The organism is Streptomyces sp. NBC_01478, assembly GCF_036227225.1.
Classification (GTDB): domain Bacteria; phylum Actinomycetota; class Actinomycetes; order Streptomycetales; family Streptomycetaceae; genus Streptomyces.
This window is the reverse complement of record NZ_CP109444.1, coordinates 5,675,415-5,697,407: the sequence shown is the minus strand read 5'-3', so window position 1 is coordinate 5,697,407 and position 21,993 is coordinate 5,675,415. Positions and strand designations below refer to the sequence as shown.

Sequence of the window (21,993 nt, the reverse complement as noted above, 5' to 3'; positions counted from 1 at the left end):
TTGTCAGTGGGCGCCTATAACCTCGTACGCGTGTCGTCTCTCGCGCTGTACCGCCGTTATCGCCCGGAGTCGTTCGCCGAGGTCATCGGGCAGGAGCATGTAACCGACCCGTTGCAGCAGGCGCTGCGGAACAACCGGGTCAATCACGCGTACCTGTTCAGCGGGCCGCGAGGCTGCGGCAAGACCACGAGCGCGCGCATCCTGGCCCGTTGTCTGAACTGCGAGAAGGGCCCCACCCCGACCCCCTGCGGCGAGTGCCTGTCCTGCCGCGACCTCGCGCGCAACGGACCCGGTTCCATCGACGTCATCGAGATCGACGCCGCGTCGCACGGTGGTGTGGACGACGCCCGTGAGCTGCGCGAGAAGGCCTTCTTCGGGCCCGCGAGCAGCCGCTACAAGATCTACATCATCGACGAGGCCCACATGGTCACGCCGGCCGGCTTCAACGCGCTGCTGAAGGTCGTCGAGGAGCCGCCGGAGCACCTCAAGTTCATCTTCGCGACCACCGAGCCCGAGAAGGTCATCGGGACGATCCGGTCGCGCACCCATCACTACCCCTTCCGGCTCGTGCCGCCCAGCACCCTGCGCGACTACCTGGGCCAGGTGTGCGGGCAGGAGGACATCCCCGTCGAGGACGGTGTGCTGCCGCTCGTCGTGCGGGCCGGTGCCGGTTCCGTGCGTGACTCCATGTCCGTCATGGACCAGTTGCTCGCGGGGGCGAGCACCGACGGTGTGACATACGCCATGGCGACCTCGCTGCTCGGTTACACCGACGCCTCGCTCCTCGACTCCGTCGTCGAGGCCTTCGCCACCGGTGACGGCGCCGCCGCCTTCGAAGTCGTCGACCGCATCATCGAGGGCGGCAACGACCCGCGCCGCTTCGTCGCCGACCTGCTGGAGCGCCTCCGCGACCTGGTGATCCTCGCCGCCGTCCCCGACGCCCTCGACAAGGGCCTCATCGACGCCCCGGCCGACGTGCTCGAACGTATGCAGGCCCAGGCCGGCACCTTCGGCGCCGCCGAACTCAGCCGCGCCGCCGACCTCGTCAACACCGGCCTGACCGAGATGCGCGGCACCACCTCCCCCCGCCTCCAACTAGAGCTCATCTGCGCCCGGGTGATGCTTCCCGCCGCCTACGGCGACGAGCAGTCGGTCATGGCCCGCCTCGACCGACTGGAGCGCGGCGTCAACTTCTCGGGCGGCGGCGGCGCGCCCGCCATGGGCTACGCCCCCGGACCCGACGCCCACGCCCACGCTCACACTCCTGCCCCTGTCTCTGCCCCCGCTCCCGCTCCCGCCCATGGGGGTGGCGCCCCCGTCCCGCCGGGCAGCGGTGCCGCCGCCGCGCGAGCAGCCGTACGAGGTCCAGGCGCGCCCGGCCCCGCCCCCGGCGCCCCCTTCGCCGCTACGGCCCCGCCCGCGATGCCGCCGGCGCAGGCCCCCGCCCCGGCCTACGCCCAGCCGACCCCGCCCGCCGAGGAACCCCAACAGCCGCAGCCCCAGGCACAACCTCCTGCCCCCACCCCCGGCGCCTGGCCCACCGCCACAGCCGTAGGCAGCGGTCGTCGCCCCGGCGGCTGGCCCACAGCGACACCCGCGGGCGGCGGACAACCCCCGTCCGCCCACAACACCCCCGCACCCGCCCCCGTACAGGCCCCCGCCCCCCAGGCCGCGACCCCCGCCCAAGCCGCCACCCCGCCCCCGGCCGGCGGCCTCGACCCCCGCATGCTCTGGCCGAACATCCTGGAAGTGGTGAAGAACCGCCGCCGTTTCACCTGGATCCTGCTCAGCCAGAACGCGCAGGTCACCGGTTTCGACGGCACGACCCTCCAGATCGGCTTCGTGAACGCCGGTGCGCGGGACAACTTCAACAGCAGCGGCAGCGAGGACGTGCTGAAGCAGGCACTGGCCGAGCAGTTCAACGTCACGTGGAAGATCGACGCGATCGTCGACCCGTCGGGCGGCGGCACCCCGCCCCCGCAACCGGGCGGTTCCTACGGCGGTGGCGGTGGCGCGGCGGGCGGCTACGGCGGAGCACCTGGTGGCTACGGCAGCCCCGGCCCCGCTACGGCCACCCCCCGCCCGGCATCCCCCCAGCCCACCCCCGCCTCCACGCCCGCCCCCACGAACACCACGAACTCCCCTTCGGCCCACGCGCCCGCCCAGCCCCAGCCCCCCGCAGCGCCCGCGCCGCCCCCCGCCCCCCGCACCGTCTCCGCCGAGGACGACACCCCCGAGGACGACGACCCCGACCTCGACGAGTCGGCCCTCTCCGGCCACGAACTGATCGTCCGGGAACTGGGAGCAACGGTGCTGGAGGAGTTCACCAACGAGTAGGGCGCCTCCTGTCGCCCCGCCCACCCCGATCCCCTCAGGGGCGCGGGGAACTGCGCGACCAGCCCCACCTACCCGCACCCCGCGAACAACACAAGCCCCCCACCCCCGACCCGGCCGCAACCCCGCCAACCCCCACCCCGACCCACCCCACCCTCACCGTGACCTAGGCTGACCCCGTGAAGGTCCTCGTCATCGGTACCGGTGCCCGCGAACACGCCCTCTGCCGTTCCCTGTCCCTAGACCCCGACGTCACCGCACTGCACTGCGCTCCCGGCAACGCCGGCATCGCCGAGGTGGCCGAGCTGCACCAGGTCGACCCCCTAGACGGCGCGGCCGTAGCCACGCTGGCGACAGCGCTCGGCGCCGAGCTGGTCGTGGTCGGCCCGGAGGCACCCCTCGTCGCCGGGGTCGCCGACGCCGTGCGCGAGGCGGGCATCCCGGTCTTCGGCCCCTCCGGGGAGGCCGCGCAACTGGAGGGCTCCAAGGCCTTCGCCAAGGAAGTGATGGCGGCGGCCGGCGTCCCGACCTCCCGCTCCTATGTCTGTACGACCCCGGAAGAGGTCGCGGAGGCTCTCGACGCCTTCGGTGCGCCGTACGTCGTGAAGGACGACGGACTGGCCGCCGGCAAGGGAGTCGTCGTCACGGACGACCTCGAAGCGGCGAAGGCGCACGCGGCCGCCTGCGAGCGCGTCGTCATCGAGGAGTTCCTCGACGGCCCCGAGGTGTCCCTGTTCGCGATCACCGACGGCGTGACCGTCGTCCCGCTCCAGCCCGCGCAGGACTTCAAGCGCGCGCTGGACGGCGACGAGGGCCCGAACACCGGCGGCATGGGCGCGTACTCCCCGCTGCCGTGGGCCGACCCGAAGCTGGTGGACGAGGTCATGCAGACCGTCCTCCAGCCGACCGTCGACGAGCTGCACCGCCGCGGCACCCCCTTCTCCGGCCTCCTCTACGCCGGTCTCGCGATCACCTCGCGCGGTGTGCGGGTCATCGAGTTCAACGCCCGCTTCGGCGACCCCGAGACGCAGGTGGTCCTGGCCCGGCTGAAGACCCCGCTGGCCGGCGTCCTGCTCGCCGCGGCGAACGGCACCCTCGACGACCTGGCCCCCCTGCGCTGGAGCGAGGACGCGGCGGTCACCGTCGTCATCGCCTCGCACAACTACCCCGACACCCCGCGCACCGGCGACCCGATCGCCGGCCTCGACGAGGTGGCGGCGCAGGACGCCCCGCACGCGTACGTGCTGCACGCCGGGACCAGGTACGACGGCGACGACGTCGTCAGCGCGGGCGGCCGCGTGCTCTCCGTCACGGCGACCGGCGCGGATCTCACACAGGCCCGCGAGCGCGCGTACGCGGCCCTGACCCGGGTCCGTCTCGACGGCTCCCAGCACCGTACGGACATCGCGGCGAAGGCGGCGGCGGGCGAGTAGTCCCAAGCGCTCCCGCGCACCGATGAACCCGACAGGCCCCGATTCCGTCTCAGGATTCGGGGCCTGAACCTTGCCCTCACCCTTGCCCTCTGTCATCCACCTTTCCCCTGAGCCATTCCATCGAGTGACCGATGCCCCAACCGGCTGACGGGGACCGGGGCCCCAACTATGGTGCGGCGCAAGCGTTCCGGCACTTGGCCCACCGGCATTGCGATGTCAGTGGCGGGTGCCACAGTGGGGGAGTGAGCAACGCCAGCAGAGCGGGACAGCACGGAGGGGGTGAGGTCCGGTCGTGACCGGTATGGGTGTGGAGGCGGGCGCGCAGGCGGCGCGTTCCCGGGCCTTGGCCGTGCTGCGGATCCGCAGCCGGGCGCTGGCCGTCGCCCTGTTGCCCGCCGCCGGCGCGGTGATCCTGTTCGCCGGGGGTTCCACCGGCCATCTCGTGGGCCAGGGCTGGGACCTCGCCCGCTGGATCATGGGCGTGGCCGCGGTGGTCGTGCTGCTCGCGGCCGGCGCGATCGCGCTGGTCGTGGCGCGCTCCCGCCCGGCCGTGAGCCCTACGGTCGCGATCGCCGAGGAGTCGGCCCCCGACCTGTACCGACTGGTGCGCGACCTGGCCGACCGCCTCGACGTCCCCGCACCGTCCGCGATAGCGCTCACCCCGGACTGCGACAGTTGGCTGGAGGACCGCACCCACCCGTCCCACGGCCCGCCCCCGAAGGAGAGCGGTGACGAGATCACCGGCGTACGCGGCCTCACCCCGGGGCGTTCCCGTCGTACGGCGACCGCGCCCGTCCTCGTCATCGGCTCGCCGTTCCTGTGGTGGATGCGGGTGGGCGAGCTGCGCGCGGTGCTCGCGCCGGTCGTCGCCGGTACGGGACCTTCGGCGCACCCGGACATAGCCGCGGCCCGCCGTTTCGTACGGGGCCTGGACGCGGCGGTGGCCGTGACCTCGGCGCCCCGCGCGCCCGTGTTCCGCTCGGTGCTCGCCGGTGTCGGCTGGGTCGCCCGGCTGCTGCTGCGCAGTTGCCGGGGGCACGCGGCCGAGATGGAGCGGGGCGTGGCCGCCGCGGCCGCCGAGCGTGCACAGGCTGTGGACTACGGCCTGCGGATCGTCGCGCAGGAACAGGTGGGCCTGGCGTACGCGGGCTGGGACCGGCTGCTGACCCGGGTCGCGTTGCCCGCGTGGCGGATGGGCCGCTGGCCGTCCCGGCTGGACGCGGGCGTGGTCGCGGCGCTCACGGAGCTGTCCCGCCGCGACCGGCTGGCCGAGGGCTTCGCCTCCCGCCTGGGCGAGCGTCCCGCCTGCGACCTGCTCGAAGAGCCCGGCGCGATCGACGAGGCGACCTCGCTGCTCGCCGCCCGCCTCTTCCACGGCGGCCCCGCCGAGCCCGGTCCCGACTGGGCGCCGGTGGACTGGCAGGAGTACCCGGAGGAGGTCGTCGACCGCAAATGGCGCACCGACGCGGCCCGCCTCCACCGAGTCCTGGACACCCTCGGCGTCCGCCGCGCCCCCGACCCCACCCCGCCCCACCACGACGCCCCGACCCTGGCCCGAGTGGTGGACCACCTGACGGACCCGACGGCGGAGGGGCGCTACGGCGAGACGGATCCGGTAGATGGAGGCGCGGAGGCCGATGGCACCGGCGTCGGCGGAACTGCCTCTTCCCCGGCGGCCGTTGGCTTCGACCCCGACGGAACGCCCCTTCCCACTGGGCCCGTTGGCCTACACGCACCCACTGAAGCCGACGGCACCAACCAGTCCGCGGAGCCGGACACGGCCGACGAAGACACCGAGTCCGACAGCACGGGCACGGGCACGGCCACCGGTGCCAGCGGCGCGGAACCCGGCGCCACCGCCACCCGCACTCCCCACCCCTACAAAGCTATGGCCGCCGAAGACGACGAAGAACTCGGCGAAACCTGCTCCCCCCACAGCGCGGCCCTCGCCGCAGGCCTCACCGCCGAGTTGGCGCGGGAGGAAGCGGCCACCCCGCCGGTCAGTTCGGCCCCGACCGGCCAGGGCCCCGACACCGCGCTCTGGGACGACGGCCTGCTCCCCCTCTTCCCGCTCCAACCGCCGCGCACAGGGCGGGAGTTGCTGGCCGATCACGTCACGGCGATGGTGTGCTGCGCGGCGATGGACACGGCCGGCGCGACCCCGGGCCTCGACTGGCTGGACGGACCGACCCTGCTTGTGAACGGCGAAAGGGCGGCCGATCTCGCCCCGAGGGTGCTCAGCCTCGTGGAGGACGGCGACCCGGCACCGCTGCGCGCCTGGCTGATGGACCTGGGCATACGCCCCGAGAAGCCGGTACGACTCGTCTGACGTCGCGCCCCCTTCACCTCCACCCGTATCGGAACCCCGAGCTCCACTTTTGGTCAATTAGCAACGACCAGTGACAGAGTGAGTGCTTAATGTGATGTGCTGGGGCCGATCCTGTGCAGGGCAAGGGCGCGTGACATGCGACAGCCGAACGAAGGATCACCACGGGGGCACGAGGGAGGGGTGAGGTCATGGGGTCGGAGCAGATCCGCCGCTGGGAGTCGGGAGCGCTGGCGCACGCCGTCACGGACCCCTTCGGGCAGGGCCCCGTCCCCTGGCTCCGGGGCAGCGAGACCTACTTCGACGACACCGGCCACGTCGTCCCCTGGTACGTGGACCCGGCCCCCGCCCACAACCCCGCCCAGACTCCCTCTCGCACCCCCGGCAGAAACGCCCCCAAGCTCCCCGCCCCGCGCACATCCGGCGGTGGCGGTGGCGGCCCCCGCTCCGCCGACGACGTCCACCGCCAGATCAAGGGATTCACCTCGGCCAGCGCCGTCGCACCAGGCGAGGCCCTCGACTTCCATGTCACGGTCGACCCGCCCCAGGAGTTCGCCGTGGACGTCTACCGCATCGGCCACTACGGCGGTGACGGCGCCGCCAAGATCACCACCAGCCCCCGCCTCTCGGGCATCGTCCAGCCCCCGCCGCTTGCCGCCGACCGCACGGTCTCCTGCCACCACTGGTGGCTGTCCTGGCGCCTGCAGATCCCGAGCTACTGGAGCATCGGCGCCTACGTCGCCGTCCTCACCACGGCCGACGGCTACCGCTCCCACATCCCGTTCACGGTCCGCGACAACCACCCCGCCGACCTGCTCCTCCTCCTGCCCGACATCACCTGGCAGGCCTACAACCTCTACCCGGAGGACGGCCACACCGGCGCGAGCCTCTACCACGCCTGGGACGGAGCCGGCCGGCTGCTCGGCGAGTCCGAGGCCGCGACGACGGTCTCCTTCGACCGCCCGTACGCGGGCGCGGGCCTGCCCCTCCATGTGGGCCACGCCTACGACTTCATCCGCTATGCCGAGCGCTACGGCTACGACCTCGCCTACGCCGACGCCCGCGACCTGCACTCCGGCCGCGTAGACCCCACCCGCTACCGGGGGTTGGTCTTCCCGGGCCACGACGAGTACTGGTCGACACAGATGCGCCGTACCGTCGAGCGCGCCCGCGACCACGGCACGTCCCTCGTCTTCCTCTCCGCCAACACCATGTACTGGCAAGTGGAGTTGGGGCCCTCCCCGTCCGGCGTCCCCGACCGCCTGCTCACCTGCCGCAAGCGCCGGGGCCCTGGCAAGCCGGTGCTGTGGCGCGAAGTCGACCGCCCCGAGCAGCAGTTGGTGGGGATCCAGTACGCGGGCCGGGTGCCCGAGCCGTACCCCCTGATCGTCCGCAACGCCGACCACTGGCTGTGGGAGGCGACCGGCGCCGGCGAGGGCGACGGCATCGAGGGCCTGGTCGCGGGCGAGGCCGACCGGTACTTCCCGCGCACCCAGCTCCCCCAGCACGAGGAGCGCATCCTGCTCGCCCACTCCCCGTACGCGGACGGCGAGGGCGCCCTCCGCCACCAGGAGACCTCCCTGTACCGGGCGCCGTCCGGTTCCCTCGTCTTCGCCTCCGGCACCTTCGCCTGGTCCCCGGCCCTGGACCGCCCCGGCCATGTGGACGCCCGTGTCCAGCGCGCCACGGCCAACCTCCTGGACCGCATCTGCAAGCACGACTGACCCACACGTAGAAGGTCGACATACCCCCTGCCGGGAGGCGGCCGCGCATACGGGACAATCGAGCCAGTTGGAGAGACCCACTGGAGGAACCGTGTCCGGATTCGTAGAAAAGCCCGAGCCGCTCCAGGTTCCGGGCCTGACGCACCTCCACACCGGCAAGGTGCGCGAGCTGTACCAGAACGAGGCGGGCGAGCTCGTGATGGTCGCCAGCGACCGCATCTCCGCGTACGACTGGGTGCTGCCCACGGAGATCCCCGACAAGGGCCGCGTCCTCACCCAGCTCTCCCTCTGGTGGTTCGACCAGCTCGCCGACCTGATCTCCAACCACGTCCTCGGCACCGACCTCCCGCCCGGCGCCCCCGCCGACTGGGCGGGCCGCACTCTCATCTGCAAGTCCCTCCAGATGGTCCCGGTGGAGTGCGTGGCCCGCGGCTACCTCACCGGCTCCGGCCTGGTCGAGTACGACGCGTCCCGCACGGTCTGCGGCCTCGCCCTCCCCGAGGGCCTGGTCGACGGCAGCGAACTCCCCGCCCCGATCTTCACCCCGGCCACCAAGGCCGCCGTGGGGGAGCACGACGAGAACGTGTCGTACGAGGAGGTCGCCCGGCAGGTCGGCGCCGAGACCGCCGCGCAACTGCGCCAGGCGACCCTCGCCGTGTACGGCCGGGCCCGGGACATCGCGCGCGACCGGGGCATCATCCTCGCCGACACGAAGTTCGAGTTCGGCTACGAGGGCGAGACGCTGATCGCCGCAGACGAGGTGCTCACCCCGGACTCGTCCCGTTTCTGGCCGGCCGAGGAGTGGGAGCCGGGGCGCGCGCAGCCGTCGTACGACAAGCAGTTCGTGCGTGACTGGCTGACCGGGCCGGAGTCGGGCTGGGACCGCAAGAGCGAGCAGCCCCCGCCCGCGCTGCCGCAGCAGGTCGTGGACGCGACCCGCGCGAAGTACATCGAGGCGTACGAGCGCCTGACCGGCCTGAACTGGGCCTAGGGGAGACGAGAAAACCCCGGTCCAGTGGACCGGGGTTTTCGTGGGAGCGGACGACCAGGTTCGAACTGGCGACCTCAACCTTGGCAAGGTTGCGCTCTACCAACTGAGCTACGTCCGCGCTGCGCCGTGGCGCGAGAGCAACTATACCCAACCTCGCTCGCGTGCGAGACGCACTGCCGTATGCCGGTTCTCGGCCCCGAGTTTCGAGACGGCGGAGGAGAGATAGTTCCGTACGGTCCCCTGTGACAACGCGGCCCGTTCGGCGATCTCCGCGACGGGCGCCCCGTCGGCGGCCAGCTCCAGCACCTCGGCCTCGCGGGCGGTCAGCGGCGAGTCCCCGGCGGAGATCGCGTCGGCGGCCAACTCGGGGTCGACATAACGGTTCCCGGCGTGCACCGTGCGGATGATCTCCGCGAGCCGCTGAGCACTGACGGTCTTCGGCACGAACCCCCGCACCCCCGCCGCGAGGGCCCGCTTCAAATGCCCCGGCCGCCCGTGCCCGGTCACGATCAGCACCCGGCACCCGGGCAGTTCGGCCCGCAGCGATGTGGCGACCTTCACACCGTCGGCCCCCGGCATCTGAAGATCGAGCACAGCCACATCCGGCTCATGCGCCCGAGCCATGGCCAAGGCCTCGGGCCCGGTAGCCGCCTCGGCCACCACCACCAGATCGTCCTCCAGCCCGAGCAGCGCGGCGAGCGCACCCCGGATGAGGTGCTCGTCATCGGCGAGCAGAAGTCGTACGACGGGGCCGGTCATGAGGTTCTCCTGGTCGAGGTTCCCCTGGTCACGGGGGACAGCGGGCGGGCGCACGAGGCGCCCCCGCTCATGGCGGACAGCGGGCGGGCGATGAGCGGCACGTTCACGAGTCGACCACCCCAGCCCCGGTCCCAGCCCCAGCCCCGGTCCCAGCCCCAGCCCCGGTCCCAGCCCCGGTCCCGGTCCCAGCTCCAGTCCCGGTCCCAGCCCCGGTCCCGGTCCAAGCTCCAGTCCCGGTCCCTGTGCCAGCCCCCGTCCCGGTCCCCGCAGGCACCGGCACCGTAGCCACCACCCGGAACCGGTCCCCGTCCACAGCCCCCGCCTCCAACTCCCCACCGACCGCGCTCAACCGCTCCCGCAACCCCACGAGCCCCGACCCGCCCTTGCCGCCACCACCGACGCCCGCAGGGACATCACCACCCGCCACCACCTCGGCCCCATCGTTCTCGACGGTGAGCACGACCCGCCCTCCAGCCACCCGCACCCCCACCACACACCGCCCGGCATCCCCGTGCCGCAGCACGTTCGTCGTCGCCTCCCGCACCACCCACCCGAGCGCCGACTGCACCTCGACCGGCAGCCCCGCCGCGTCGCCGGTCACCTCGCACTCGATGCCGGCGGCGGCCAACACGCCCTGCGCACCGGCCAGTTCGAGCCGGAGGTCGGCCTCGCGGTAGCCCCGTACGACATCGCGCACCTCCCGCTGCGACTCCCGGGCGATCCGCTGCACCTCGATCATCTGCTCCACGGCCTCGGCCCGCCCGCGCCGGGCGAGCTGCACGGCGAGTTCGCTCTTCAACGCGATCACCGACAGGTTGCGGCCCATCACGTCGTGCAGATCGCGCCCGAACCGCAGCCGTTCCTCGGCGACGGCGAGCCGGGCCCGGGTCTCGCGGGCCTCGTCGAGTTCGTAGACGGCGTCGAGGAGCCAGACGGAGAACGCGGCGGTGAAGGCGAGACCGCCGGCGGTGAAGAGGACGGCGAGCCCGGTGCCGAACGCGGCGCCCGCGGCCACGCCCAGCGGAAGCTGCAGCACCAGCGTGCCGACGACCGCGCCCGCGACCACCGCGAGGATCTGCCGCCGGCCGCGGACCCCGAGCGTCAGCGTGCCCGCGCCGAAGCCCAGCACGCCCACGAAGAGCGTGCTCGCGGCGGCCCGCGCCTGGTCGCCGCCGGGACCCCGCTCCCGCAGCACCAGCGCGACGACGGCGATCAGCACGGTCACCGCGCCGAGGAACCACAGCAGCCGTACGGGCTGTGCGCGCCGGCCGCGCGTCCAGTCGAGCGCCCGGGAGGCGGTGGCGGAGCAGAGCAGCGCGTGCCCGGTCACGACGGCCGCCATCCAGCCCGCGGTGTCCACCCCGACCTGCGCGAACAGCGGCAGCCCGATCGCGCCGACCTCGACCACGGCGAAGAAGTGGAAGGACCACCGGGTGTACGTCTCGACCTTCCCGGGCGTGCTCTTCCGCCCCCACCAGCCGCCGGAGCCGCGCGAGCCAACAAGTGTCCGCATGCCGTTGTGCTCCCCGTACTCCCCGTACCTCAGCGCCGCGGTTCCCAACGGAACCACCGCCGTACAGCAAACACCGCGAGGACGGTCCAGGCCAGCGCGGTCAGGACGGCGCCGAGCGCGTCGTAGCCGGACAGGTCGCCGTTCCAGCCGCCGCTGATCAGCCGGATCGCGGGGGAGAGGGGCAGGAACCGGCAGACATCGGCGACCCGGTCGGGCAGGAGCTGTAGCGGGACGATGATCCCGGAGCCGAGCATGGACGCGAACAGCACAGGCAGCGCGGTCACCTGCGCGCTCTCCGCCGTCCTGGTCACGCTGGCCGTGAGGGCCGCAAGGGCGGCACTCAGGAAGAGGCCGAACAGCAGCCCCAGGAGCGCGAGTTGGGGCATCGCGGGCGCCCCCGCGTCGAGCAGCGCCACGCACGCCACGGCCAGCAGCACGGACTGGACGAGCCCGAGGCACACGGACGGCAGCGCGGTCCCGGCGAGGATCTCGGGGTCGCCCAGTTCCCCGGTGCGCAGGCGCTTGAGGACCAGTTCCTCCCGCCGCGCGACGAACGCGCTCACCAGCGACGAGTACACGGCGAAGAGCAGCGAGAACCCGATCGCGGCGGTGAGCATCACCGAGCCGACGCTCAGCCCCTCCCCCTTGAGATCCATCTGGTCGACCGCGGGCCGCACGCTGAACGGCAGCGCCAAGGGCACGAGCAGCGCCGTGACCACGGCACTCCGGTTCCGCCCGAGAAGGCTCAACTCGGCCCGCCCCAGCGCCCGCAGCCGACCGGCCGGAGTAGTGGTCATCGCACTCACACCGCCACCCCCTGCTCCTGCTCCCGCGCGATCCCGAGAAACGCCTCTTCCAGCGAGGCCGACCGCACTTCGAGCCGCCGCAGTTCGATCCGCGCCCGCTCGGCCCACACCAACAGCCCGGTGGCCGCCCGCTGCAACTCATGCGTTTCCAGCCGTACGACTCCCCCGGCCACCTCGTGCCCGACGACCCCCAGTTCGCCGAGCGGCGGCAGGTCCCCCACGAAATATCCGGCGGGCAGTTCGAAGGAGATCCGCGAGGGCCGCCCCGCCGTCACCTCGGCCGGAGTCCCGGTGACCGCGATCCGCCCCTCGCTCATGATCGCGAGCCGGTCGGCGAGCCCCTCGGCCTCCTCCAGGTAGTGCGTGGTCAGCAGCACGGTCGTCCCACCGTCCCGCAGCGCCCGCACCAACTCCCAGGTGTCCCGCCGCCCTTCGGCGTCAAGGCCGGTCGTCGGCTCGTCGAGGAACAGCACTTCGGGCTTCCCGAGCAGCGCGAGCGCGAGATCGAGCCGCCGCCGTTCACCCCCGGACAACTGCTTCACCCGTACGTCCGCCCGCCGCGCGAGCCCGACCAGCGCGAGCGCCTCCGCCTCGGGCCGCGCCCCGCTCGTGCAGCCCGCCCACATCCGCGTGGTCTCGACGACGGTCAGCTCGGACGGAAACCCGCCCTCCTGCAACATCACCCCGGTACGCGGCCGTACGGCGGCCCGCTCGCGGTAGGGATCGTGCCCGAGGACGCGCACCCGCCCGCCGGACGCCGGCGCGAGCCCCTCCAGAAGTTCGACCGTGGACGTCTTGCCCGCGCCGTTGGTGCCCAGGAGCGCGAAGACCTCCCCGCGCCGCACGGAGAAGGTGATCCCCCGCACGGCCTCGAACCCGCCCCCGTACACACGGCGTAGGTCAGTGACCTCAATCACGTGTTCGTGTTCGTTGGTGTCCATGCCTTCAGCGTCGCGGCGAGCGGGGGCCGGCAGCAGTGCGCGGTGTCATCACTCGGCATGACAAATGTCAGACGGGCACCGGGCATACGAGAAAACCCCGGTCCAGTGGACCGGGGTTTTCGCTGGAGCGGACGACCAGGTTCGAACTGGCGACCTCAACCTTGGCAAGGTTGCGCTCTACCAACTGAGCTACGTCCGCATTGCCTCCGACCGCCAAGCCTCTAGGAGACTCAGCCGCCGATCGGCGCGAGCACCAGCCTACCCGATCCACCAGAGTGGTCCGGACGGCGATGCAGAGCGGGTGACAGGAATTGCACACTGCGCCTTCCCCCTGGAAGGGGGATGTTCTGCTACTGAACTACACCCGCATGTACTCCGTGAGCTGGGCCTTTCGGCCTCGCCCCTCGGCGTGCTCCGAACTCTAGCTGACCAGGAGGGGTGCAGCGCAAGTCGGTTGCCCCGAGGGCCCGATGACCGGCCGTAGGCCCAGCGGTTCACGGTCCGTCTACTGCGCGGCGGCGAACGCCTCGTAGACCTTCTTGGGGATGCGTCCGCGGGCCGGCACGTCCATCTTGTTCGCCTGGGCCCAGGCCCGGACGGCCGCCGGGTCGGGGGCGACCTCGGTCTGGCGGTAGGCCTTGCCCGACCTCGACCGCTTGCGACCTGCGTCCACGTAGGGCTCGAGCGCCTTACGCAGTTTCTTGGCATTGGCTTGATTCAGGTCGATCTCGTACGACTTGCCGTCGAGCCCGAAGGCGATCGTTTCCGCCGCTTCCGAGCCGTCGATGTCGTCAAAGAGAGTGACCACGACCTTCTGCGCCACGAATATCGGTCCCTTCGTGCGACACCTTCAGCCGCACTATCCGCGGGGACGTACGGAGACGCCACGGAGGTGCGGAGATGTCGACTGTCCGCCTGTTATTGGGCAAAGTATCGGCTATTGCCAATTCATTTGTACAGTGCCCGGCAATGCAATGTGAAGCCCGACTAAATCTTCCCGCGTGTCTTGGCGCAATAGCGAACCGGGATCGATCCGGGATCTTTCCCTGAACTTTTCGTGAAGACCCCTGTCCGACACCGGATCGTGATGGTCCTCACGTAGATTCCTACAACTCTACTCGCGTAGAAATTTTGTGCGGGTAGTCTGAAGACACCTGTCGAAGACCCGCAGGAACACGCTCAGCACCACAACACCGGGAGTGCCAGTGGCACGCGTCGTAGTCGACGTCATGCTCAAGCCGGAGATCCTCGACCCCCAGGGCCAGGCGGTCCAGCGTGCGCTGCCACGCCTGGGTTTCGAAGGCATCTCCGACGTACGTCAGGGAAAGCGATTCGAACTGGAAGTTGACGGCCCGGTCGACGAGGCCGCGCTCGCCCGCATCCACGATCTTGCGGAATCCTTCCTCGCCAACACGGTGATCGAGGACTTCACGGTCAAGGTCGAAGAAGTGGCGGAGGCCGCCAAGTGACCGCTCGTATTGGCGTCGTCACTTTCCCCGGCAGCCTCGACGACCGCGACACCCAGCGCGCGATCCGTCTCGCCGGCGCCGAACCGGTGGCCCTCTGGCACAAGGACAAGAACCTCCACCAGGTCGACGCGGTCGTCCTCCCGGGCGGTTTTTCCTACGGCGACTATCTGCGCGCGGGCGCCATCTCCCGTTTCTCGCCGGTGATGGAGACGCTCATCGAGCAGGCGAAGTCGGGACTCCCGGTCCTCGGAATCTGCAACGGCTTCCAGGTCCTCACCGAGGCGCACCTCCTCCCCGGTGCGATGCTCGGCAACAACCACCTGCACTTCATCTGCCGTGACCAGAAACTGCGGGTGGAGAACGCGGACACCGCCTGGACCGGTGACTACACCGCGGGCCAGGAGATCCACATCCCGCTGAAGAACATGGACGGCCGCTACGTCGCCGACGAGCGCACGCTCGACGAGCTGGAGGCGGAGGGCCGGGTCGTCTTCCGCTACCTGGACCTGAACCCGAACGGCTCGCTGCGCGACATCGCCGGCATCACGAACGCCGCCGGGAACGTCGTGGGCCTCATGCCGCACCCCGAGCACGCGGTCGAGCCGCTCATCGGGTCCGGCCGCACCGACGGCCTCCCCTTCTTCACCTCGATCCTCAAGAAGCTGGTCAACGCATGAGCCGGACGCCTCTGGACACGGTCGAGCACGCGGCCGAGACCCCCGACGTCGAGCTGCCCTGGGCCGAACTCGGCCTGAAGAAGGACGAGTACGAGAAGGTCGTGGAGATCCTCGGCCGTCGGCCCACCGGCGCCGAGCTGGCCATGTACTCCGTCATGTGGTCCGAGCACTGCTCGTACAAGTCCTCCAAGGTCCACCTCCGCCAGTTCGGCGAGAAGGCCCCGCAGTCCGACGCCCTGCTCGTCGGCATCGGCGAGAACGCGGGCGTCGTCGACGTCGGCCAGGGCTACGCGGTCACCTTCAAGGTCGAGTCCCACAACCACCCCTCCTACGTCGAGCCCTACCAGGGCGCGGCCACGGGCGTGGGCGGCATCGTGCGCGACATCATCGCGATGGGCGCCCGCCCGGTGGCGGTCGTCGACCCCCTCCGCTTCGGCGCGGCCGACCACCCCGACACCAAGCGCGTCCTGCCGGGCGTCGTCGCGGGCATCGGCGGCTACGGCAACTGCCTGGGCCTGCCGAACATCGGCGGCGAGGTCGTCTTCGACGCCTGCTACCAGGGCAACCCGCTGGTCAACGCGGGCGCCATCGGCGTCATGCGGCACGAGGACATCCACCTCGCGAAGGCCTCCGGCGCCGGCAACAAGGTCATCCTCTACGGCGCCCGCACGGGCGGCGACGGCATCGGCGGCGCGTCGATCCTCGCCTCCGAGACCTTCGACGACGCGAAGCCGTCGAAGCGCCCCGCGGTCCAGGTCGGCGACCCCTTCCAGGAGAAGCTCCTCATCGAGTGCACGCTCGAGGCCTTCGCCGAGAAGCTGGTGGTCGGCATCCAGGACCTGGGAGCGGCCGGACTCTCCTGCGCCACAAGCGAGTTGGCGTCGAACGGCTCCGGCGGCATGACGGTGACGCTCGACGACGTCCCCCTCCGCGACTCGACCCTCTCTCCCGAGGAAATCCTCATGAGCGAGTCGCAGGAGCGGATGTGCGCGGTCGTCGAACCGTCGAAGGTCGACCGCTTCCTGGAGATCTGCGAGAAGTGGGACGTCATCGCCACGGTCATCGGCGAGGTGACGGACGGCGACCGCCTGGAGATCTTCTGGCACGGCGGCAAGATTGTGGACGTGGACCCGCGCACGGTCGCGCACGACGGCCCGGTCTACGAGCGCCCGTACGCCCGTCCGTCCTGGCAGGACGCGCTCCAGGCGGACGACGCCAACAAGCTTGCCCGGCCCGGGACTTCGGAGGAACTGAAGTCCCAGGTCCTGGCCCTGGTGTCGTCCCCGAACCAGGCGTCGAAGAAGTGGATCACGTCTCAGTACGACCACTTCGTGCAGGGCAACACGGTGCTGGCGCAGCCCGAGGACTCGGGCATGATCCGCATCGACGAGGAGACCGGCCTCGGAGTCGCCATCGCGACGGACGGCAACGGCCGTTACGCGAAGCTGGACCCGTACGCGGGCGCGCAGTTGGCGCTTTCGGAGGCGTACCGCAACGTGGCGACGACGGGTGCGAAGCCCCTCGCGGTCTCCGACTGCCTGAACTTCGGTTCGCCCGAGGACCCGGCGGTGATGTGGCAGTTCGCGGAGGCGATCCGTGGACTGGCGGACGCCTGCCAGCAGTTGGGCACGCCGGTGACGGGAGGCAACGTCTCCCTGTACAACCAGACGGGCGAGGTGGCGATCCACCCGACCCCGGTGGTGGCGGTGCTGGGCGTGATCGACGATGTCGCGCGCCGCACGCCGGTCGCGTTCCAGGAAGAGGGCCAGCTCCTCTACCTGCTGGGCGACACACGTGAGGAGTTCGGCGGTTCGGCCTGGTCGCAGGTCGTCCACGACCACCTGGGCGGCTTGCCTCCGAAGGTCGACCTCGAACGGGAGCGGCTGCTGGCCGAGATCCTGATCTCCGCGTCCCGCGACGGCATGATCGACTCGGCGCACGACCTGTCCGACGGCGGTCTGATCCAAGCGGTAGTGGAATCGGCCCTGTTGGGCGAGAAGGGCGCACGCCTGATCGTCCCGGACGGCTTGGACGCGTTCACCTTCCTCTTCTCGGAGTCGGCGGGCCGCGCGGTCGTCGCGGTCCCGCGCTCCGAGGAACTCCGCTTCAACGACATGTGCGGCGCACGGGGCCTGCCGGTCACGCGCATCGGTGTCGTGGACGGCGACTCGGTCGACATCCAGGGCGAGTTCGCCCTGTCCCTGGAGGAGCTGCGCGAGGCGCACGAGGGGACGATCCCGGCGCTGCTGGCGTAGCGCACGGGTGGGGAAAGCGTCCGTGGAACGGTCACCATGACCGCTCCACGGACGCTTTCGCTTGTCAGGCCTCCTGGTCGAAGAAGGCGAACGGGTCCTGACCGATGGCTTCGTTGGTGGCCACGGCCTCGACGGCGGCTGTGGCGCTCCGGGGGAACAGTGCCTCCTCGTACGAGGTGAGCGCCTGCTCGATGTCGTCCGGGTACGCGGCGATGGCGAGGGCGAGTTCGGCGCCGTCCTGCATGGCGAGGTTGGCGCCCTCGCCGTCCGGCGGGGAGAGATGGGCGGCGTCGCCGAGGAGGGTCACTCCCGGCACCCGGTCCCAACGGTGCCCGATCGGCAGCGAGTTGAGGGGTCGTACGACCGGAGCTGTGTCGCTGTCGGTGATCAGGGCGGTGATCTCGGGGGCCCAGCCCTCGAACTCCGCGGCGATCCGCGGGGTGGCCGCGGCGGCGTCGGTGAAGTCGATGTCGTCGAACCACTCCTGCGGCCGAGCCAGCGTCATATAGGCGTGCAGCGTTTCGCCGCTCTCCCGGTGTGCCGCGATCCACCTCTCGCTCGTGCCCTTGTCGAACACGAACAGCGAGCCGCCGCCGACCGCCTTCGCGGCGGCGGGATGCCGGGTCTCGGCGTCGTACAGATAGGCCTCGACGAAGGCCCGGCCGAAATACTCCGGGCTGACGTCGGACAACAGCGGCCGCACCCGCGACCAAGCGCCGTCGGCGCCGACAAGGAGACTGGTGACGACGATGCCGCCGTCGGTGAAGGCCACTTCATGGCGGCCGTCGGCGAGGGTGCGGGTCCCGGTGACCTTGTGACCCCACCGCACGGTGCCGGCCGGGAGCGAGTCGAGGAGGATCTGCCGCAACGCGCCGCGCTGCACCTCGGGACGGGTGCCCGTGCCGTCGTCGGGCTTGTCGAGCAGAACGGTTCCGTCCGGGGCGAGGACCCGGGTCGCCTGCCGTCCCTCCAGGATGATGGCGCGGAACTCGTCCATCAAGTCGGCTTCTTCCAGAGCCAGTTGGCCGTTGTAGTCGTGAATGTCGAGCATCCCGCCCTGCAGCCGGGCCATCGGCGAGGCCTCCGCCTCGTAGACGGTGGCCGGTATGCCGTGGACGTGCAGGACGCGGGCCAGGGTCAGTCCGCCGAGTCCTGCGCCGATGATCGTGACGTGAGTGGTCATGCCGACTCCTTATGTGTCGCGGGCCTGCCGGACGGTCACCCGGCGGGATCTCTCCCAAGGCTTCAACGCCCCGCCGACAGTTCGCTGACGCGGCACCGACAGCTCCGACAGATGCCCGACAGGGGGTGGCTCACCGGAAGCCGGGGTAGAAACTAACCACTGTCTTGAGCGTGACCAGTTAGGAACGACCCCGGCTTGCAGAGGGGACAGGTCGGGCCACCTCCGCGGAAACCTGCCCGGCGTCCCGGGGACCCGAGTGCCTCGGCAACCGCAGTGCCATCACCACGCACACCCCCATCAACACCGCCCCGCACAGGAACACCGCGTCCATCGCGTCGACGTACGAGCTCACCCCCGCCACTCGCGCCGCCCCCGTCAGTGACGCGAGCGGGCCGGGGCCGTCGTACAGCCGAGTGATCACCGTGCCGAAGAGTGCCGCGCCCAGCGCCGTGCCCAGGGTCTGGAAGAAGCGGATGGCGGTCGTGGCCACGCCCAACTGGTGTCGGGGGGCCGCCTCCTGGACCAGTTGGATGAGCTGGCCGAGGAGGAGGCCGAAGCCCACGCCGACCAGGAGCAGATCTCCGCGCAGCAGCCAGAGGGACGTGTCCGTGCCCAGGGTGGACAGGGACAGGAACGCCACCGTGCCGATCACGGAGCCGGCTATCGCGAACGTCCGCTCGTGCCAGCCCCGTTCCGTCAGCTTGGCGGAGAGGAAGCCGACCACGGTCATGCCGAGGGCCATGGGGAGCAGGTAGAGGCCGGCCGAGGAGCTGGTGATGCCACGGGCCACCTGGAGATAGACCATGACGTAGTACATGGCGCCCACGATCGCCGCCCCCATCAACCCCTGGATCGCGAACCCCCACCGCAACTCCCGCACCCGGAACAGGGACAGCGGCAGGATCGGCTCGGGCGCCGCCTTCTGGCGCCACACGAAGAGGGCGAGCGCGGCCACCGCGGCCAGGGCCAGCCCCACGATCTGCGGTGACGACCACGCGTACTGCTTCCCGCCCCACTCGGTCATCAGCAGCAGCGCCGCCGAGAACGCGGCGGCAAGGGCCGCGCCCAGGAAGTCGATGCGGTGGCGGTGCGGCTCCCGGGGCAGTCTCAGGACGAGCGCGCCGAGGACAAGCACGGCCATGCCGAGCGGCAGGTTGACGTAGAAGATCCAGCGCCAGCTCGCGTGGTCCGCGAGCAGGCCGCCGATCCACGGGCCGACCGCCATTCCGCCGCCGGAGACGACCCCACCCATGCCCGCGCCCTTGGCGTCCCTCTCGCCGGGGCCTCTCAGCTCGGCGATCACCACCATCGTGACGCTCATCAGGCCGCCGGCACCGATGCCCTGCACGGCCCGCGCGGCGATCAACTGCGCTATGGACTGAGCCGCCCCGCACAGCGCCGAGCCGACCAGGAACACCCCCACGGCCGTCAGGAAAACGCGCTTCGCGCCGAGGGTGTCGCACAAGGTGCCGTACAGCGGGAGCACCGCGGCCGACGCCAGCGCGAACGCGCTGACCAGCCACGGGATCTTGTCGATGCCATGGGCGGGGTCCAGGTCGCGGACGATCGGCACGGTCGCCGCGGACACGATCTGCATGTCCAGGACGGCCAGAACGATCGTCACCAGACAGACGAGGAAGCCGATGCGGCGCTGGGTCTCGGTCATGCCTCCACGATGCGACACTTCCATATACCGAGTCAATCTTTTTTCCGAGACTATTATTCAGCCCGGCACACACTTATCCTCAGGCTATAATTCAGCTTGGTACAGTAAGGTTATGGCTGCTGCTGAGGCGACGATGGGACTGCGCGAGCGCAAGAAGATCCAGACGGAACTGCGGATCTACCGCACCGCCGTGGAGCTGTTCCTGGAGAAGAGCTTCGACGCCGTCTCGGTGCAGGAGATCGCCGACGCGGCCGAGGTGTCGAAGATGACCGTCTTCAACTACTTCGGGACCAAGGAGGACCTGGTCTTCCGCCCCATCGAGGACCACTTCTCCGACGCCGCCCGCGCCGTGCGCGACCGCGCCCCCGGCGAGTCCGCGGTGGCCGCCGTACGCAAGCAGTTCCTGGAGATGATCGAGAACCGCGACCCGTCGATAGGCCTGCACGTCGAGCCGTTCGGGCGCCGGATCCGCCGGCTCATCATGGAGACCCCGGTTCTGATGGAGCGCGCCTACCTCACCTCCGAAAAGGGCGCCCGCGAACTGACCGACCTCCTCAGGGACGAGACCGGCGACCCCGTCCTCGCCCTGATCGCCGCCGCCACCCTCACCGCCGCCCGCAACGCCCTGGTCGAGGACCACCACCGCCGCCTGGACGCCGGCGAATCCATCGAGGACGTCACCGCCGACGCCGCCACCCTGGCCACCCGAGCCTTCGACCTGGTGGAACGAGGCCTCGGAGACTACGCCCGCAAGCCTCTTGACCAGCAAGCCCTTTGACCACCGGAACCCCTGAACGGCAAAGCCCCGAACCCCCGCACCCACGTACGGGCCCGCACCCACGTACGTGCCGGCACCCACGCACAGGCCCTCACCCCCGCACGGGCCCGCACCCGCCGTCGTACGCGAGCGGGTCGTGGCGGTACGGCGGCCCGCCGCGTAGCTGGTCCCCACGCGTTCGACTGTGGCAGCAGGCAGAGGGGCGCAACCTGCGGCGGGCTCGCCGTACCGCCGCGACCCCGACGCCCCCACCGGCCGACGCCGGAACGAAAACGCCGGGTACCGCCCCACCCCGAGGATTAGGCTCACCGCCATGCCCACGGCCAAAAAGCGCGCCCGTACATACGACCCCGCCAAGACCCGCACCGCGGTCCTGGCCCAGTTCGGGAACGTACGAAAGGCCGTAGGAACCCTCACCCCCGAGCAACTCGCGCTCCCCACCCGCCTCGGCGAATGGACCGTACGCGAACTGATCGCGCACATCGGCATGGCGGTCACCGCGGTCCACCGCTCCCTGGACCGGCCGCCCCCGCCCGCGCAGGACGCCGTGATCCTCGACTGGCCCTTCGCCACCGCGGCCAACTCCTCGGCCATCGCCGACTTCACCCACCAGCTCGCCGCACAGCACCCCGACCTCGACACCTACCTCGCCGACATCGAGCGGACCCTCACCGAGCACCTCGACACGAACCCCGGCACCCGCCTCCTCGAAACGAACGCCGGCGCCATGCCCCTCGCCGACTACCTGGTCACCCGTACCGTCGAACTGGTCGTCCACACCGACGACTTGAACGCGGCCGTCCCCGGCCTCGACATCCCGTACGATCGCCAGGCCCTCGCCGCCTGCACCCGCCTCCTCGCCGACGCCCTCGCCACGAAGGCCCCCGGCGGCTCGACCGAGGTCCGCATCCCGCCGTACGCCGTCGTGCAGTGCGTCGAAGGCCCCCGGCACACCCGCGGCACCCCGCCCAACGTCGTCGAGACCGACCCCCTGACCTGGCTCCGGCTCGCGACCGGGCGGACGTCGTGGAAGGACGCCGTAGAAGAGGCGAAGGTCACAGCGAGCGGTGAACGGGCGGACCTCCGGGCACTGCTGCCGATCATGTCCTGACCAGACAACGACCCGGCAGCGACCCGA

Annotated in this window: 17 protein-coding genes and 3 tRNA genes; 10 read left to right on the top strand and 10 right to left on the bottom strand. The window is 71.1% G+C overall.

Annotated elements, in window-relative coordinates; genetic code table 11:
• Positions 1-30 precede the first annotated feature (30 nt).
• The 5 genes from OG223_RS25650 (at position 31) to OG223_RS25630 (ending at position 8,808) form a co-directional block, all read left to right on the top strand.
• On the top strand, positions 31-2,337 hold the full coding sequence (locus OG223_RS25650) for a DNA polymerase III subunit gamma and tau (protein ID WP_329253077.1): 2,307 nt from the start codon (positions 31-33) through the stop codon (positions 2,335-2,337).
• A 176-nt stretch (positions 2,338-2,513) separates the two neighbouring features.
• Positions 2,514-3,767 carry a phosphoribosylamine--glycine ligase gene (gene purD / locus OG223_RS25645; protein ID WP_329253073.1) on the top strand — a complete coding sequence of 418 codons (1,254 nt, stop codon included), beginning with the start codon at positions 2,514-2,516 and terminating at the stop codon, positions 3,765-3,767.
• A gap of 301 nt (positions 3,768-4,068) precedes the next feature.
• Positions 4,069-6,096, top strand: coding sequence for a hypothetical protein (locus OG223_RS25640; protein ID WP_329265461.1), 2,028 nt, complete (start codon positions 4,069-4,071; stop codon positions 6,094-6,096).
• Positions 6,097-6,284: 188 nt separating this feature from the next.
• Entirely contained in the window at positions 6,285-7,817 is a 1,533-nt protein-coding gene (locus OG223_RS25635) for a N,N-dimethylformamidase beta subunit family domain-containing protein (RefSeq protein ID WP_329253071.1), read from the top strand.
• A gap of 91 nt (positions 7,818-7,908) precedes the next feature.
• Positions 7,909-8,808 (top strand): phosphoribosylaminoimidazolesuccinocarboxamide synthase, encoded by a 900-nt coding sequence (locus OG223_RS25630; RefSeq protein WP_329253068.1) that lies wholly within the window; start codon positions 7,909-7,911, stop codon positions 8,806-8,808.
• A gap of 45 nt (positions 8,809-8,853) precedes the next feature.
• Here the strand turns inward: OG223_RS25630 and OG223_RS25625 are convergent.
• The 8 genes from OG223_RS25625 to OG223_RS25590 form a co-directional block, all read right to left on the bottom strand.
• A tRNA-Gly gene (locus tag OG223_RS25625) sits at positions 8,854-8,926 on the bottom strand.
• 23 nt (positions 8,927-8,949) lie between these two features.
• Positions 8,950-9,567 carry a response regulator transcription factor gene (locus tag OG223_RS25620; protein WP_033285109.1) on the bottom strand — a complete coding sequence of 206 codons (618 nt, stop codon included), beginning with the start codon at positions 9,565-9,567 and terminating at the stop codon, positions 8,950-8,952.
• A gap of 103 nt (positions 9,568-9,670) precedes the next feature.
• Positions 9,671-11,080, bottom strand: coding sequence for a sensor histidine kinase (locus tag OG223_RS25615; RefSeq protein WP_329253065.1), 1,410 nt, complete (start codon positions 11,078-11,080; stop codon positions 9,671-9,673).
• 29 nt (positions 11,081-11,109) lie between these two features.
• Positions 11,110-11,886 (bottom strand): ABC transporter permease, encoded by a 777-nt coding sequence (locus OG223_RS25610; RefSeq protein WP_329253062.1) that lies wholly within the window; start codon positions 11,884-11,886, stop codon positions 11,110-11,112.
• Positions 11,883-12,827 (bottom strand): ABC transporter ATP-binding protein, encoded by a 945-nt coding sequence (locus OG223_RS25605; RefSeq protein ID WP_329253058.1) that lies wholly within the window; start codon positions 12,825-12,827, stop codon positions 11,883-11,885. The genes OG223_RS25610 and OG223_RS25605 overlap by 4 nt, the downstream gene beginning before the upstream one ends.
• Before the next feature lie 123 nt (positions 12,828-12,950).
• A tRNA-Gly gene (locus OG223_RS25600) sits at positions 12,951-13,026 on the bottom strand.
• A gap of 97 nt (positions 13,027-13,123) precedes the next feature.
• Positions 13,124-13,195: transfer RNA gene (locus OG223_RS25595), tRNA-Gly, on the bottom strand.
• Positions 13,196-13,332: 137 nt separating this feature from the next.
• Positions 13,333-13,650 carry a histone-like nucleoid-structuring protein Lsr2 gene (locus OG223_RS25590; protein WP_329253055.1) on the bottom strand — a complete coding sequence of 106 codons (318 nt, stop codon included), beginning with the start codon at positions 13,648-13,650 and terminating at the stop codon, positions 13,333-13,335.
• 382 nt (positions 13,651-14,032) lie between these two features.
• On the opposite strand from OG223_RS25590, the gene purS reads away from it, so the two are divergent.
• The 3 genes from purS to purL are packed head-to-tail and all read left to right on the top strand — an operon-like array spanning position 14,033 to position 17,228.
• A complete protein-coding gene (gene purS / locus OG223_RS25585) occupies positions 14,033-14,296 on the top strand; it encodes a phosphoribosylformylglycinamidine synthase subunit PurS (protein WP_015659417.1) in 264 nt (87 codons plus the stop codon).
• On the top strand, positions 14,293-14,973 hold the full coding sequence (gene purQ, locus OG223_RS25580; protein WP_200686449.1) for a phosphoribosylformylglycinamidine synthase subunit PurQ: 681 nt from the start codon (positions 14,293-14,295) through the stop codon (positions 14,971-14,973). The genes purS and purQ overlap by 4 nt, the downstream gene beginning before the upstream one ends.
• The gene (gene purL / locus OG223_RS25575; protein ID WP_329253050.1) at positions 14,970-17,228 is read left to right on the top strand and encodes a phosphoribosylformylglycinamidine synthase subunit PurL; all 2,259 of its coding nucleotides are present in this window, start codon (positions 14,970-14,972) and stop codon (positions 17,226-17,228) included. Before purQ ends, purL begins: the two co-directional genes overlap by 4 nt.
• 64 nt (positions 17,229-17,292) lie before the next feature.
• Here purL and OG223_RS25570 read toward each other — a convergent pair whose 3' ends face one another.
• Together OG223_RS25570 and OG223_RS25565 are read right to left on the bottom strand one after the other, a co-directional pair.
• On the bottom strand, positions 17,293-18,411 hold the full coding sequence (locus OG223_RS25570; RefSeq protein WP_329253048.1) for an FAD-dependent oxidoreductase: 1,119 nt from the start codon (positions 18,409-18,411) through the stop codon (positions 17,293-17,295).
• Between the two features lie 178 nt (positions 18,412-18,589).
• Entirely contained in the window at positions 18,590-20,077 is a 1,488-nt protein-coding gene (locus OG223_RS25565) for an MFS transporter (RefSeq protein WP_329253045.1), read from the bottom strand.
• Positions 20,078-20,189: 112 nt separating this feature from the next.
• On the opposite strand from OG223_RS25565, the gene OG223_RS25560 reads away from it, so the two are divergent.
• Complete coding sequence (locus tag OG223_RS25560) at positions 20,190-20,855, top strand: TetR/AcrR family transcriptional regulator (RefSeq protein WP_329253042.1); 666 nt, start codon at positions 20,190-20,192, stop codon at positions 20,853-20,855.
• Between the two features lie 313 nt (positions 20,856-21,168).
• Positions 21,169-21,966 carry a maleylpyruvate isomerase family mycothiol-dependent enzyme gene (locus tag OG223_RS25555; RefSeq protein WP_329253039.1) on the top strand — a complete coding sequence of 266 codons (798 nt, stop codon included), beginning with the start codon at positions 21,169-21,171 and terminating at the stop codon, positions 21,964-21,966.
• Positions 21,967-21,993 lie beyond the last annotated feature (27 nt).

What these genes read in the sequence shown, in the direction of transcription:
- OG223_RS25570 (WP_329253048.1), bottom strand. Translation starts at nt 18,411, where the DNA reads ATGACCACTCACGTCACGATCATCGGCGCAGGACTCGGCGGACTGACC.
- OG223_RS25640 (WP_329265461.1), top strand. Translation starts at nt 4,069, where the DNA reads ATGGGTGTGGAGGCGGGCGCGCAGGCGGCGCGTTCCCGGGCCTTGGCC.
- OG223_RS25615 (WP_329253065.1), bottom strand. Translation starts at nt 11,080, where the DNA reads ATGCGGACACTTGTTGGCTCGCGCGGCTCCGGCGGCTGGTGGGGGCGG.
- OG223_RS25560 (WP_329253042.1), top strand. Translation starts at nt 20,190, where the DNA reads ATGGCTGCTGCTGAGGCGACGATGGGACTGCGCGAGCGCAAGAAGATC.
- OG223_RS25555 (WP_329253039.1), top strand. Translation starts at nt 21,169, where the DNA reads ATGCCCACGGCCAAAAAGCGCGCCCGTACATACGACCCCGCCAAGACC.
- OG223_RS25565 (WP_329253045.1), bottom strand. Translation starts at nt 20,077, where the DNA reads ATGACCGAGACCCAGCGCCGCATCGGCTTCCTCGTCTGTCTGGTGACG.
- purL (WP_329253050.1), top strand. Translation starts at nt 14,970, where the DNA reads ATGAGCCGGACGCCTCTGGACACGGTCGAGCACGCGGCCGAGACCCCC.
- OG223_RS25635 (WP_329253071.1), top strand. Translation starts at nt 6,285, where the DNA reads ATGGGGTCGGAGCAGATCCGCCGCTGGGAGTCGGGAGCGCTGGCGCAC.
- OG223_RS25605 (WP_329253058.1), bottom strand. Translation starts at nt 12,827, where the DNA reads ATGGACACCAACGAACACGAACACGTGATTGAGGTCACTGACCTACGC.
- OG223_RS25620 (WP_033285109.1), bottom strand. Translation starts at nt 9,567, where the DNA reads ATGACCGGCCCCGTCGTACGACTTCTGCTCGCCGATGACGAGCACCTC.